The sequence below is a fragment of the Novosphingobium rhizosphaerae genome (genome assembly GCF_050920675.1).
In the GTDB taxonomy this organism is placed as follows: domain Bacteria; phylum Pseudomonadota; class Alphaproteobacteria; order Sphingomonadales; family Sphingomonadaceae; genus Novosphingobium; species Novosphingobium rhizosphaerae.
Map to the genome: position 1 here is coordinate 3,185,702 of NZ_CP137861.1, position 13,231 is coordinate 3,198,932.

Sequence of the window (13,231 nt, forward strand, 5' to 3'; positions counted from 1 at the left end):
GCGTTCAAGGGAGAAATCAATGCCCCAGTTTTCCGTGTCGCATCGCCGCGCCCTTTTGCTGGCCGGCGCACTGGTCGTGCCGTCCGCCGCCGCCTTTGCCCAGGATGCCGCCCCGGCGCCAGCACCGGCAGAAGCCAACGCCCCGGCGCCTGGCGAGATCGTGGTTACCGCGCGGTTTCGCAATGAAAGCCTGCAACAGGTTCCGATCGCGATCAGCGCGGTCAGCGGGCAATCGCTGAACGATCGCGGCATCCACAACCTGCAGGATCTTTCGGCCAGCGTGCCGACCGTGGATTTCCGTAGCGGCGCCTCGAACAAGGACCGCACCGTGTTCATTCGCGGCGTGGGCACGATCACCACCTCGCCGGGCGTCGAATCCTCGGTTTCCACCGTGCTTGATGGCGTCGTGCTCAATCGCCCGGGCCAGGCCACGCTCGACGTGGGCGAAGTGGAGCGGATCGAAGTGCTGCGCGGGCCCCAGGGCACGCTGTTCGGCAAGAACGCCTCGGCCGGCGTGATCAACATCGTCACCGCCGCGCCCAGCCAGCAGTTCCACGCCTATGTCGAAGGCGGTGCCACCACCGATGCGGAATACCGCGTCAAGGCGGGCGTGACCGGCGGGCTGACCGACACGGTCTCGGCGCGCATCGACGGGCTCTATGCCAACTACAAGGGCAACGTGTGGAACGCCGTCACCAAGGACAAGGTCAACGGCTATGAGCGCTATGGCCTGCGCGGCAAGATCGAGGCGCGCCCGAGCGACGCCTTGACGCTGACGCTCGCCGGGGACTGGCTGCACAGCTACGACACCACGTCAAACGGCGTCTATGCCAACACCAGCCAGATCGCCTATCCCACCAACGCGGTCACCCCTTCGCCCACGCTGGTCGGCATCCTCAATGGCTATGGCATTACCGCCGGCCCGGCCAACCGCACCGCCGCAACCAGCTTCAACACCGACGTGCGCGACGAGAATTTCGGCGCTTCGCTTACCGCGGATCTTTCGCTGGGCGATTATAAGCTGACCTCGATCACGGCCTGGCGTGGATGGAAGAACCACCAGCACCAGGACCTCGATGCCACGCAGGCGAGCCCCGCCGTGCAGGCCCAGAGCGAGGACCATGGCGACGTCAACACCAACCAGTACTCGCAGGAACTGCGCCTCACGTCGCCCAAGGGCAAGCTGATCGACTATGTCGTTGGCGCTTATGTTCTGCGCGCGGAAACCGACGAGCGCTATCAGCGTGATCTGACGCGCACCTCGGGCGTGACGACGGGCGTGGCCGACTATGGCATCCGCGCCAACAACTACGCGCTGTTCGGCGAAGCCAACCTCAACTTCACCAGCAGCTTCCGCGCGATTGCCGGCTATCGTTCCACCTGGGACAAGCTCTCGTACTACCACGTTCGCACGTCGACTAACGATCCGAACAACACCGGCAACAGCGCGCTGGCCGTGTCGGGCATCCGCGCCTATCACAACAGCAACGGCTCCACCTCCACGCGGGGCGATTCCTGGCGCCTGGGCCTGCAGTGGGACGTGAGCCCCCATGCGCAGGTCTATGGCACCTGGTCGCGCGGGTACAAGGGCCCGGCCTACAACGCCTTCTTCAACATGCAGGCGACCGACGAAATCGCGCTCGCGCCCGAAACCTCGGACTCGTTCGAAGTGGGCATCAAGGGCAGCACGGCCGACCGTTCGGTCCGCTATGCGATCGCCGCCTATACCACCACGTTCAAGAACTATCAGGCGAACGTGGCCGATCTGGTCAACGGCACGTCGGTGACGCGCCTGATCAACGCCGGCAAAGTGCGCTCGCAAGGCATCGAGGCCGACGTGACGCTGGTCCCGACCAAGGGCTTCACCGTCGATCTGTCGGCCGCCTATGACGATGCCAAGGTGGTGAACTTCAACTGCCCGGCCGGCCTGCCCGCCAGCTGTGACATCAATGGCAAGCCGCTGCCCTTCGCGCCCAAGGTCAAGCTGTTCGCCAATGCGGCCTATCGCTTTGCCCTGACGCAGGCGGTGGACCTGGAACTGCAGAGCGACATCGCCTTCAAGAGCGAAACGCAGTACCAGCTCACGCAGACGCCCGGCACGATCCAGCCGGCCTATGCGATCTGGAACGGCAGCGTGGCCCTGCTGGGCAGCGACGATGGCTGGCAGGTGCGCGCCTATGTCAAGAACATCACCAACACCCACTATGCCAGCTACCTGGTCAATGGCGGGGTGGCCGGCATCGTCCGCTATGTGCCGCGCGACGACGTGCGCTATGGCGGGGTGACGCTGCGCAAGACGTTCTGATCGCAGCCATCCTGGCGAAATGCCCGCCTCGCGCCATGTGCGCGGGGCGGGTTTTTGCATGGAAATCCCTTGCCGCGGTCAGGCGGCAGGGATGGCGACGATGCCAAGCGGCGCGCCACCGGCGGCAATCGCCAGCAGACGATCGACATTGGGATGCGCGCCGGGATTTTGCCGGGCATCGCTGGTGTGTTCGGCAAACAGCGCCAGGCCATGGGCCGCGGCCGCCTGATCCAAGCCGCCGAACACTTGCCCAAGATAGTGATAGATGGCGAGCGAGCCCTGCTTGCCGGGCAGGTTGGGGATGCTGTCCACCACCGCGCCGGCGGCGTCGATCAGGTCGACCCGCTCCACTCCGGTGATCGGCGGCAGCAGGGCGAGGTTATCCTTGAACGTGGTGGCCGGTTCGATCGGGCGGGGCATGGTGCTTGGTCCTTGTTGCATCGCGGCCCCCATAACGCGCTTTGCCGGGGCGGCAACCCGCCGGGCCCGCGTCAGCGTTGCTGCCACCCTTTGGCCCGCGCCGCCTGCTCGGCTTGCGCATCGAGCGCCGGGCCCTGTGCCATGTCTTGGGCCAAGGCCATCAGGGCCGCGTCGGCGCTGCCCGCCTGGCGATAGGCGGCATCGCCCGCGTCCGCACCGCCTGGCGCGCCGCCTACCTCCCGCGTCACTTTCCATCCGCGCGTATCGTGGCAGGCAATACCGCTGCCCTGCCCACCGGCATAGCCACGACACAAGGCGCCGCTGGCATCGGCAAAGCTGATTACCACCCGAAACCGCGCGCCGGCCGGGGCCTGGCCTGACAGCTGGGTGTCCAGGGCGCTGGCCAGCGGGCCACCGGCGTAGCCGGGTAACGCACCATCCCCACCGCCGCGCGGCAAGACCACCGCCAGGGTTAGCGAGGCCGCAAGCGCGAGGCCGGCACCCCAGCCCAGCCACCGCTTGCGCCGGGCGCGCGCGGCGGCAAGGTCTGCCACGGGTGCCGGGCTTTGCGCCAAGGCCGTGAGCAAGGCATCGGGCAGCGGTGCTGCCATCACCGGGGCATAGTGTGCGGCCAGCCGGTCCTTGAGCGCGCGGTGCCGCTCCACCTGGCGGGCCAGATCGGGATCGGCCAGGACGGCGCGTTCCACGTCTGCCCGTTCGGCGCCCTGCAACTGATCGTCGGCATAGGCCGCCAGCGTTTCGGGCGAGACGTTCATTGCCCGTCGTCCAGCATCGCCAGCAAGGCGTCGCGCCCGCGCACCAATCGCGAATTGAGCGTGCCGACCGGGCAGCCGACGATCTCGGCCGCTTCCTTGTACGACCAGCCTTCGACCATCACCAGCAACACCGCCTCGCGCTGTTCGTCGGGCAGGCGAGCCATGGCGCGGTCAATGTCGGAAAGCACGGCGCGCGCTTCCTGGCCGCCGTCCGCGCCCACGGCCAGGCCGGCATCCTCGTCCACAAAGGTCTGCCCTCGGCGCGTTTCGGCGCGGGCCTCGTCAATCCACAGATTGCGCATGATCCGATACATCCAACTGTCCATGCGGCTGCCCGGCTGCCATTGCTGGCGGCTGCGCAGCGCGCGTTCCACGGTCATCTGGCAAAGATCATCGGCCCGCGCCGCATCGCGCGCCAGGCCTGTGGCAAACCGGCGCAGCCGGGGCAACAGGGCCAGCATGTCGGTTTCAAAGCGGTCGGCCAGCGTTCTTGCCTTTTTCCATGGATAGAACGAACGATGTCGCTCGTTTCATCCATAGGCACTTCCGCCCAGTTGGGAAACTCTCTTGCGCCCGATCGTCCCTGCCCTGTTCTGTGCACTCGCCCTGTCGGCGCCGCTGGCGACCCCTGCGCCGGCCCAGGTGGCACTGCCCGGCATCGGCAACACGCTCGATCCGCTGGCCGATAGCGCGCGCCGGGGGCTGGAGCGCGTGCCCGGCGCGCTGGACGGTACGCTCGACGATGTCGGCGCTTCCGTTGCCCAGACTGTTACCACGCTGGCCCAGGCCAGGGTCGATCGGGTTGCCCGCCTGCTGCGGCAAAACCCCACGACCGTGGAACGCGATCTGGACGGCAACCCGGCGCGCAAGGGCGAGTTGCTGGTCATGGCGCCCGATCCCGCGATGCTGGAAACGGCGCGTGGCCTGGGCTTTGCGGTGCTGGGGCAGGAACGGCTGGGCGCGCTGGACCTGGACGTGACGCGGCTGGCCGTACCCACCGGAATGCCGTTGGCGCGCGCACAGGCGATGTTGAGCAAGGCACTGCCCGGCGCCAGCATCGCCAGCGATGTGCTTCATTTTCCTGCCGCATCGGCTGCGCCAACACGCGCCAGCGGCGGGGCGCCGGCGTTGCCGCCCTTGCAGACCACGGTGGGCATGATCGACGGCGCCCCCGCCCAACCGGTGGATGCACTGCAGGGCTTTGCCTTCGGCGCACCGGCGTCATCCGATCACGGCAGCGCGGTCGCCGGGCTGCTGGCCCGCGCGGGCGTGCGCCATGTGGCGGCCGCCGACGTGTATGGCCGTGGCCCGGCGGGCGGCAATGCGCTGGCCATTGCCCGGGCCATCGATTGGCTGATCGGGCGGCAGGTGCGCGTAGTGACGATCAGCCTGGTGGGACCGGCCAATCCCGTGCTCGGCCGGGCCGTTGCCGCCGCGCTGCGCCAGGGGCGGTGATCGTGGCGGCAGTGGGCAACGACGGCCCCGCCGCGCCACCCGCCTATCCGGCAAGCTATCCCGGCGTTTTGGCCGTGACCGCCGTTGACGCGCGCAATCGCCCGCTGATCGAGGCAGGCCGCGCGCTGCACCTGGACTACGCCGCACCCGGCGCAGGCATGCGCGCGCCCGACGCGCGTGGCCGATGGGTGCCGGTGCGCGGAACGTCGTTTGCAGCGCCACTGGTGGCCGCACGCGTGGCTGCGGCGCGCGATGCCCGTGCGGCTTTGCCCCAGGCGCTGGATCGCGAAGCGATCGACCTGGGCCCACGTGGCCCGGACGCCCAATACGGCCGGGGCCTGTTGTGCACGATTTGTCGGTAATGCGAAAAAATTTGCAGGCGATGGATTAAATCCAATCGGGGGTCCGTTTTCAGGACAAAGGGATCGTACGGAGCACCGGCGATCTCGCAGTCAGGAAAGGATCTCACCATGCGCAAGATTTTTGCCACTTCGCTTATCGCTTGCACGCTCGTGGCCATGCCGGCCCATGCCCAGTTGCTGGGTGGCGGGGGCGGCCTTGGCGGTGGCCTGGGCGGAACCGTCGGCGGCGTGATGGGCGGCACCATTGGCGGCGGCATGCTGGGCAATACGCTGGACGGCGCGTCCACGCTCGACAGCGTCCGCTCCACCACCACCGGCAGCGGCAATGCCACGGGCAGCACCAGTGGCCATGCCAAGGTGAACCGCCATAATGGCCAGGTTCATGCCGATCGCACCGCCAGCGGCAGCGCCAACGGTTCGGCAAGCCAAAACCTGACCGCCCCCGCCGGCTCGGTTGCCGGGTCACTGACCGGCAGTGCCAGTGGCACGCTGGGCGGCAGCGCCGACGCGCAGGCGATCGGCACCGACCAGGTGAGCAGCGCGGCCCGCACCGCAACCACGCGCGCCCAAAGTGCCGCGAGCACGACCGCCAGCCGCGCCACCGACACCGCCACTGCTGCGCGTGACACGGCGACCCAGCGTGTGGCGCAGGCCCGCACCACCGCCGGCAATGCCGCTGCCAACGGTGCCAGCAAGGCAAAGGGCGCGGCCAGCACCGCTTCGAGCACGGCGCGCAACGCCGCGAACCAGGCGACCTCGGCCGCTTCGCAAGTGGGCGGCTCGGCCAGTGGTAGCGCCAGCGGGTCGCTCACCGGCTCTGCTTCGGCCAACCGCTAAGCGAACCGGCCTTAACCACCTGGCTAACGATCCCGGCGTGCGCCTGCACGCCGGGATTTCGCGCGTCTGCTTTCATCGCGGAGAGCGCAGGCTTTCCACCAGGTAATCGACAAACACCCGCACCCGCGCCGGCGTGGCCCCGCCGCCCACGAAAATCGCGTGGATCTGCTCCTCGTCGCCGGGATTGAAGTCTTCCAGGATCGGCACCAGCCGCCCTTCGGCCAGGGCCTGCGCCACGCTGAACGTGCCGACGCGGGCAATGCCGATGCCGGCCTGCGCCAGATCGCCCAGCGTCTCGCCATTGTTGGCCACGATCGTGCCGTGCACTTCCAGCGCGAAATCGTGCGCCATGCCATCCGCCATGATCCGGCGGAATGGCCAGGTCGGTTCTGCCCGGCGGAAGTTGAAATTGAGGCAGTTGTGCGCCAGCAGGTCTTCGGGCACCTGCGGCATGCCCTGTCGCGCGAGGTAATCGGGGAAGCGACGATCACGCGGCCATTCGCCCCCAGCTTGCGCGCGGTCAGCGTGCTGTCGGCCAGGGGCCAAAGCGAATGGCCACGTCGGCCTCTCCGGCGGCGACGTCAACCAGCGTGTCGGTCAGCGCAATGTCCACCAGCACATCGGGATAGCGGCGCACGAAGCCGCCCAGCACAGGCACGACGCACAGGCGCCCGTGCGACAGCGCCGCACTCACCCGCAAGCGACCGCGCGGCGTGCCGCGATCGGCGATCTGCTGCTCGGCCTCGTCCAGATCCGCGAGAATGCGACGCGCCGCGCGCAGATAGGCCAGGCCTTCGGCGGTCATCGTCAGGGCGCGGGTGGAGCGCAGCACCAGCCGCACGCCCAGCCGCGCCTCGATCCGGTCGACCGCCCGGCTGACCGCCGATGGGCTGAGCCCAAGCACCCTGCCCGCACCCGAAAAGCTGCCATGATCGTGCACGGCGGCAAACAGCGCCATCTCGCGCGCCCGGTCCATTCCAGCACCGGCCTCGATCTTTGCGTTCAATGCACAAATCCTTCGCGTGGGCACGCTCTAAACAGAGCCGCTACTCTGGTCCATCTGTGCATCTGTTGGCAAGGCGCCCGCGCGCCGCAAAAAGATCAGGATCACCGCGATGAAATGGAATGCCGGGCTGATGGCCCTGGCCCTGGGTGCGTTTGGCATCGGGGTCACCGAATTTGCCCCCATGGGCCTGCTGCCCGCAATTGCCACGGGGCTTGGCGTATCGATCCCTGCCGCTGGCCTGCTGATCAGCGCCTATGCCATGGGCGTGGTGGTGGGTGCGCCGATCATGACGCTCTCTACCGGCCGCGTGTCGCGCCGCACGCTGCTGGTTGGCCTGGCGGGCATCTTCACCCTGGGCAACCTGCTGGCCGCGCTGTCCACCAGCTATACCATGATGCTGGTGGCGCGGCTGGTCACCTCTTTCAACCACGGGGCATTCTTTGGCGTGGGATCGGTGGTCGCGGCCAGCCTCGTGCCGCCGCAGCGCCAGGCCGGTGCCGTCGCCACGATGTTCATGGGATTGACCATCGCCAACGTCGTGGGCGTCCCGCTCGCCACCTGGGCGGGTGAAAACGTGGGCTGGCACACGCCGTTCTGGGCGATCGCCGCACTCGGCCTGGCGATGATGGCCGCGCTGCGCTTCACCCTGCCACCCCTGCCGGCCGAGACCGACGGCAACGCCATGGCCGAACTGCGCGTGCTGATGCGTGGCAAAGTGCTGGGCGCACTGGCGCTGACGGTCGTGGGATCGAGCGCGATGTTCACCGTGTTCACCTATATCAGCCCGATCCTGCGCAACGCCACCCACGCCTCGCTGGGCTTCATCACTGCCATGCTCGTCACCTATGGCGTGGGTCTTACCGTGGGGAACTGGCTGGGCGGCAAGTTTGCCGATCGCTCGGTCGATCGCACGCTGATCGTCACGCTGGCGGCGTTGACCGCCGTGTTGATCGCCTTTGCCCTGCTGATGCCCTTTGCCTGGCCCACGGCGGTGATCGTGTTCCTGTGGGGCGTGGCCAGCTTTGCCCTGGTGCCGCCTTTGCAAGTGCGGGTGATGAGCGCAGCGGCCGATGCGCCGCACCTGGCCTCGTCGGTCAACATCGGCGCCTTCAACCTGGGCAATGCCCTGGGCGCGGCGCTGGGTGGCGGGGTCATCGCGCTGGATCTGGGCTATCCGGTGATCGCGCTGGCCGGCGCGGCCACCTCGGCGCTTGGGCTGGTGGCGATCCTCTTCACCAGCCGCAAGCGCTGACGCCCGATCAGGGCAGCATGCCCAAGGCAAGGCCACCCGCCGCGCAGGCCAGCAGGACCGTCATCACGCTCCAACGCCGGCGGAACAGCAGGTAGGCCGCCAGGGTCCCCAGGGCGGCGGCGCGCCAATCCAGGCTGGCAAGATCGGGCAAGGCGACCGACACCGTGCCCAGCCGCGCCGCCGTGCCTCTGGTAAACAGCACGTGCAGCCCGAACCACAGTGCCAGGTTGGCGATCACGCCCACGATCGCCGCCGTGATCGCCGCCAGCGCGCCCTTCAACCGGCGGGCATGCTCCAGCCGTTCAAGCCATGGCGCCACGGCGAAGATCCACAGAAAGCACGGCACGAACGTGACCCAGGTGGTAAGCAGCGCGCCCAGGATACCAGCCATGACCGGGCCGAACGGGGCTGGCGCCCGGAACGCGGCGAGGTATCCCACGAACTGCGTGACCATGATCAGCGGACCCGGCGTGGTTTCCGCCAGTCCCAGGCCATCGGCCATTTCCCCGGCGGAAAGCCAGCCATGGCCGGTGACCGCCTGCTGCGCCATATAGGCCAGCACCGCATAGGCACCCCCGAACGTGACCACCGCGAGCCGGGAAAAGAAGGCGCCGATCTGCCACAGCACATGCCCCCGGCCCAGCGTTGCCAGGATCAGCAGCATCGGGGCGGCCCATGCCGCGGCGCCCACCACGGCCGCCGTCACGCTGGCCCGCCACGGCATCGGCGTGTGCGCCATCGCTGGCGATGCCGGCTTGATCGCCAAGAGCGCCGGCCGCCATGCCGCAACCATCGCGCCGACCAGCGCTGCCAGAGCGACCACCGCTGGGAAAGGCGCATTGCCGAGGGCCAAAGCCAGGAACGCGGTGAACGCGATACCCCGTTTCAACCCGGTATCGAGCGCGCGCGCCGCCACGCGCCACAGCGCCTGGACCACGATCGCCAGGACCGCAGACTTGATCCCCAGGAACAGCGCGGCAAACCACGGCACGCGCGCGGCAAAGCCATAGACCATCGACAAGGCAAGGATGACCAGCGCGCCGGGGATCACGAACAGCAACCCGGCCGCCAGCCCGCCACGGACGCCGTGCAGCTTCCAACCGATCCAGATCGCCAGTTGCTGTGCCTCAGGACCAGGCAGCAAATGGCACACGTTCAGCGCATGGAGGAATTGGGCCTCGTCGATCCAGCCCCGCTCGTCCACCAGTTCGCGGTGCATCAGGGCGATCTGCCCGGCTGGCCCGCCAAAGCTGAGGCAACCGATACGCGCGGCCACCCGCACGAGTTCGCCGAACGTGGGTGTACCCGGCAAAGCGGCCTCCTCGCGCGCAGCCACCCCGTCATGCCGTATCGTCATCGCTTTCCCCAAACGCCATCGCGCCCGCCAGCGGCAGGCAAATAATGGCAACGCTTGGGCTAGCGCCTGTCCGGGAGGCCCGCCCCAGTCCCGGTATGCCGATTTAACCGCGTAATCGGCGGCATGACAAGCCGGGATGCAACCGCTTCAGCGACATTGTGACGCGCGCGCCGATCGCGGCAATGCCCTTGCCCGCCAAGTACTTCGCCGCAGACTTGCTGCACTGCGTCGAAAACCATCCGTTCCGACCTACGATCGGCCTTGATAGCGGATATCTTCCAGTGCAGACTTGGCGGAGCGGCGCAATCGAACACGAAGCGTGCTGGGGGTCGTAAACACAATGTCGAACTGGCTTTCGCCTGAACCGGTTTCTCCGGCACGCCTTTGCTGCGCTGCGGGTGGCAAACGATTGTACCCGAACGGGACGCAAGGCCCGCAGCGATCGGCAACGCCTTGATGGCACAAACCGCCCGTCATCTGCGCAAGCCGCCGACCGCCGCCCCGCAAGACACCCGCAGCCATGCCGAGTTGGTGGCCAACCTGGAGCGCGACTGTGACGCGGCCCGCGCGGCCGACGCGGCCAAGAGCCGCTATCTCGCCAACGTCAGCCACGAAATTCGCGCGCCCCTCAACATCATCTATGGCTATGCGCAACTGATCGAGCGCCGATCCGGCGTCGATCCGCGCGAGGCGGCCAAGGTGATCCTGCGCAGCACCGAACACCTGATCGATCTGGTGGAAGGGCTGCTCGACATCTCCCTGGTGGAAAACGGGGTGACCCGCGTGGCCCGCGATGTGGTGCGCCTGCCGGCCTTCCTCGACCAGCTGGTCCGCATGTTCGAGCCAGACGCCAGAGCCAAGGGTCTGGCGTTCCATTACGAAGCGCCGCAGGGCCTGCCGGAATTCGTCCGCACCGACCAGAAACGGCTGCGCCAGGTGCTGATCAACCTGCTGGGCAATGCCATCAAGTTTACCGACCGTGGCCGGGTGGTGCTGCGTGTCGTGCATTCGGGCGAGGTCGCGCGTTTCGAAGTGGAAGACAGCGGCCCCGGGATTTCCGCCGAAGAGCGCGAGCGGATCTTTTCGCCATTCGAACGCGGTGTGGCCCAGGCCGGATCGACCAATGGCTTTGGCCTGGGCCTGCCGATCACGCGCGCAATCGTCCATATCCTGGGCGGTGATCTCGACCTTGTCAGCACGCCGGGCGCAGGCAGTTGCTTTCGCGTGCGGATGATGTTGCCCAAGGTGTGGGTGCCTGGTGACACGGGGCCGCGTCCGGGGCGCATCACCGGTTATACGGGGCGCCGCCGCACCATCCTGGTGGTCGATGACGATCTGCAACAGCTGGCTTTCGTGCGCCAGGCGCTGAACGACGTGGGCTTTGAAGTGGCGGTGGCCCCCGGCGGCGAAACCGCGCTGGCGCTCTGCAACGGCCAGCGCTTCGATCTCGTGCTGCTGGACGTGCAGATGCCGGGTTGCTCGGGCTGGGAAACTGCGGCACGGCTGCGTGACCGCTTTGCTGATGCCGTTCGGATCGTCATGCTTTCGGCCAACGCCCACGAACGGCATGGCCCGGATGGACAGACCGCCAGCGATGCGGCCGCCCCGCATGACCTTTTCCTGGTCAAGCCGGTGGAAATCGGGCGGTTGATCGACGCCATCGGCCAGGAACTGGGCCTGGAATGGGAACGCGAGGATATCGCACCCACCCTGCAGCGCCGTGCACCCGCCACTGCTTTGCCGTCGGCAGCCCAGCCCCACGTCGAACGCCTGCGCGAATTCCTGCGTATCGGCCATGCCCGCGCCATTGCCGGAGAGATTGCCGCGCTGGAACGGGCAGCGCCCGAAGCCGGAGACCTCATTGCCAGGCTCTATGCCCGGCTCGACCGGTTCGACATGGCAGGCCTTGCCCGCATGCTGGACGAATACTGATGGAGCACCAGCAAGTCCGCCGCGACACCGTGCTGGTGGTCGATGACGAGCCGGCCGCCCTGCACCTGTTGACCGACACGCTGGAAGCCGGCGGCATCCAGGTGCTGGTCGCCACCGCAGGCCAGACCGCGCTCGACCTATTGCAACACATCACGCCTGATCTGGTGCTGATGGATGCAATCATGCCGGGCATCGATGGTTTCGAAACCACCGCGCGCATCAAGGCCAATCCGCAAACAGCGCACGTGCCGGTGATTTTCATGACCGGACTGACCGAAAGCGAGCACGTCATCGAAGGGTTCGAGGTGGGCGGCGTGGATTATGTGCGCAAGCCCATCAACGTGCACGAACTGCTGGCGCGCGTGCGCGTGCACCTGGGTCATGCCCGCGCGGTGCAGGCCAGCACGGCCAGTCTGGATGCCACCGGGCGCTTGATGATGGCCACCGATACCAGCGGCTTCCTGCTGTGGTGCACGCCGCTGGCGGAACAGGCGATCAACCGCATCGCGCCGGGATGGCGCCGCGATCAGCCGGAATTGCCCGACGAACTGCGCCAGAGCGTCGGACGCCTGCTGGCCAAGACCGAAACCGGCAGCAGCCTGCGTATCGAGCAGGGCGAAGGTGCGCTCGAACTGGTGCTCATCGCGCACTATCGCGAAAACGAAGTGCTGATCCGCCTCAACGAACTCAATCCCCAGGTCGATGCGCGCCAGTTGCAGACCCGGCTGGGCCTGACCGAGCGAGAAGCCGAAGTCCTGCTGTGGATCAGCTATGGCAAGTCGAATGCCGATATCAGCCAGGTTCTGGTGATCAGCCCGCGCACCGTGCAAAAGCACCTGGAGCGCATCTATGAAAAGCTGGGTGTCGAAACGCGCGCGGCGGCCGCGGCGATCGCGATCAAGGCCCTCACGCCCTGATCGCGAACCACGCGCCGGCACGCCGCGCCGCGTGCGCTTATTTCTTGCGCGCAGCGATCCCCTCGATCTCGATCAGGAAATAGGGGCCGGCCAGCGCCGCCACCTGAAACGTGGATCGCGCCACGGTGGTGGGATTGTCCGCCGTCTTGAAGAATTGCTTGAAGCCTTCGTTGGCGCCGGCAAAATCCATGTGTCCGGTCTTGGGATCGGCTGCCACGAACAGCGTCAGCTTGATCAGGTCCGACATCTTGTAGCCCGGCTTTCCAGCAGGGCCTTGATCTTGGTGAGGACGCTGATCGTTTGCGTCTTGGTATCACCCAGATCGTCGACGGATTTCACATCGGCAAAGGTCTTCTTCGGATCGACCGGCGCGGCCAATTGCCCCGACAGGAAGAACAGGTCGGTCCCGGCGGCAACCTCTGCGCCATCGAGAATCAGTGCCTTGGGGTCGGCCTGGAGCTTGGTGACCTGCGCGTGGGCCGGGGCCATGGGGGCCAGCACCGCGGCGGCAAACCCAAGGGCGGCAAGGGCGCGCGTGCGAAAGCCGGGGGAAAATGACATGGCATATCCTTGCAAGAAGTGATGGCGTGCCAGGGGCGGCTGCCCCCTACC

The 13,231-nt window shown here is 67.4% G+C and carries 13 protein-coding genes and 1 pseudogene; 7 read left to right on the plus strand and 7 right to left on the minus strand.

What is annotated here, in order from left to right:
* Positions 1 to 19 precede the first annotated feature (19 nt).
* Positions 20 to 2,305 carry a TonB-dependent receptor gene (locus tag R9J51_RS14525; RefSeq protein WP_179504856.1) on the plus strand — a complete coding sequence of 762 codons (2,286 nt, stop codon included), beginning with the start codon at positions 20 to 22 and terminating at the stop codon, positions 2,303 to 2,305.
* A 78-nt stretch (positions 2,306 to 2,383) separates the two neighbouring features.
* Here R9J51_RS14525 and R9J51_RS14530 read toward each other — a convergent pair whose 3' ends face one another.
* The 3 genes from R9J51_RS14530 to R9J51_RS14540 form a co-directional block, all read right to left on the minus strand.
* Positions 2,384 to 2,725, minus strand: coding sequence for a DUF2322 family protein (locus R9J51_RS14530; protein WP_179504857.1), 342 nt, complete (start codon positions 2,723 to 2,725; stop codon positions 2,384 to 2,386).
* A 71-nt stretch (positions 2,726 to 2,796) separates the two neighbouring features.
* Positions 2,797 to 3,501 (minus strand): anti-sigma factor, encoded by a 705-nt coding sequence (locus tag R9J51_RS14535; protein WP_179504858.1) that lies wholly within the window; start codon positions 3,499 to 3,501, stop codon positions 2,797 to 2,799.
* Complete coding sequence (locus R9J51_RS14540) at positions 3,498 to 3,962, minus strand: RNA polymerase sigma factor (protein WP_168555090.1); 465 nt, start codon at positions 3,960 to 3,962, stop codon at positions 3,498 to 3,500. The genes R9J51_RS14535 and R9J51_RS14540 overlap by 4 nt, the downstream gene beginning before the upstream one ends.
* 106 nt (positions 3,963 to 4,068) lie before the next feature.
* Between R9J51_RS14540 and R9J51_RS14545 the strand changes: the two genes are divergently transcribed.
* The 3 genes from R9J51_RS14545 (at position 4,069) to R9J51_RS14555 (ending at position 6,155) form a co-directional block, all read left to right on the plus strand.
* Complete coding sequence (locus tag R9J51_RS14545) at positions 4,069 to 4,956, plus strand: hypothetical protein (RefSeq protein ID WP_432787510.1); 888 nt, start codon at positions 4,069 to 4,071, stop codon at positions 4,954 to 4,956.
* Between the two features lie 2 nt (positions 4,957 to 4,958).
* Positions 4,959 to 5,318, plus strand: a complete 360-nt coding sequence (locus tag R9J51_RS14550; protein WP_432787511.1) for a S8 family serine peptidase — start codon at positions 4,959 to 4,961, stop codon at positions 5,316 to 5,318.
* Positions 5,319 to 5,426: 108 nt separating this feature from the next.
* A complete protein-coding gene (locus R9J51_RS14555) occupies positions 5,427 to 6,155 on the plus strand; it encodes a hypothetical protein (RefSeq protein WP_179504859.1) in 729 nt (242 codons plus the stop codon).
* A gap of 72 nt (positions 6,156 to 6,227) precedes the next feature.
* Here R9J51_RS14555 and R9J51_RS14560 read toward each other — a convergent pair.
* Positions 6,228 to 7,131: pseudogene (locus R9J51_RS14560) on the minus strand (LysR family transcriptional regulator).
* Between the two features lie 139 nt (positions 7,132 to 7,270).
* On the opposite strand from R9J51_RS14560, the gene R9J51_RS14565 reads away from it, so the two are divergent.
* On the plus strand, positions 7,271 to 8,413 hold the full coding sequence (locus R9J51_RS14565) for an MFS transporter (protein ID WP_168555091.1): 1,143 nt from the start codon (positions 7,271 to 7,273) through the stop codon (positions 8,411 to 8,413).
* A gap of 7 nt (positions 8,414 to 8,420) precedes the next feature.
* On the opposite strand, the gene chrA is transcribed toward R9J51_RS14565, so the two are convergent.
* The gene (chrA, locus tag R9J51_RS14570) at positions 8,421 to 9,770 is read right to left on the minus strand and encodes a chromate efflux transporter (RefSeq protein ID WP_179504860.1); all 1,350 of its coding nucleotides are present in this window, start codon (positions 9,768 to 9,770) and stop codon (positions 8,421 to 8,423) included.
* 456 nt (positions 9,771 to 10,226) lie between these two features.
* Here chrA and R9J51_RS14575 point away from each other — a divergent pair, with 456 nt between their 5' ends.
* Positions 10,227 to 11,702, plus strand: coding sequence for an ATP-binding protein (locus R9J51_RS14575; RefSeq protein WP_179504861.1), 1,476 nt, complete (start codon positions 10,227 to 10,229; stop codon positions 11,700 to 11,702).
* Complete coding sequence (locus tag R9J51_RS14580; protein ID WP_168555094.1) at positions 11,702 to 12,619, plus strand: response regulator; 918 nt, start codon at positions 11,702 to 11,704, stop codon at positions 12,617 to 12,619. Before R9J51_RS14575 ends, R9J51_RS14580 begins: the two co-directional genes overlap by 1 nt.
* 37 nt (positions 12,620 to 12,656) lie before the next feature.
* Here R9J51_RS14580 and R9J51_RS14585 read toward each other — a convergent pair whose 3' ends face one another.
* Both R9J51_RS14585 and R9J51_RS14590 read right to left on the minus strand, forming a co-directional pair.
* Positions 12,657 to 12,866 (minus strand): Rid family hydrolase, encoded by a 210-nt coding sequence (locus R9J51_RS14585; protein WP_432787513.1) that lies wholly within the window; start codon positions 12,864 to 12,866, stop codon positions 12,657 to 12,659.
* Positions 12,854 to 13,180 (minus strand): hypothetical protein, encoded by a 327-nt coding sequence (locus tag R9J51_RS14590; RefSeq protein ID WP_432787514.1) that lies wholly within the window; start codon positions 13,178 to 13,180, stop codon positions 12,854 to 12,856. The genes R9J51_RS14585 and R9J51_RS14590 overlap by 13 nt, the downstream gene beginning before the upstream one ends.
* Between the last annotated feature and the right edge of the window lie 51 nt (positions 13,181 to 13,231).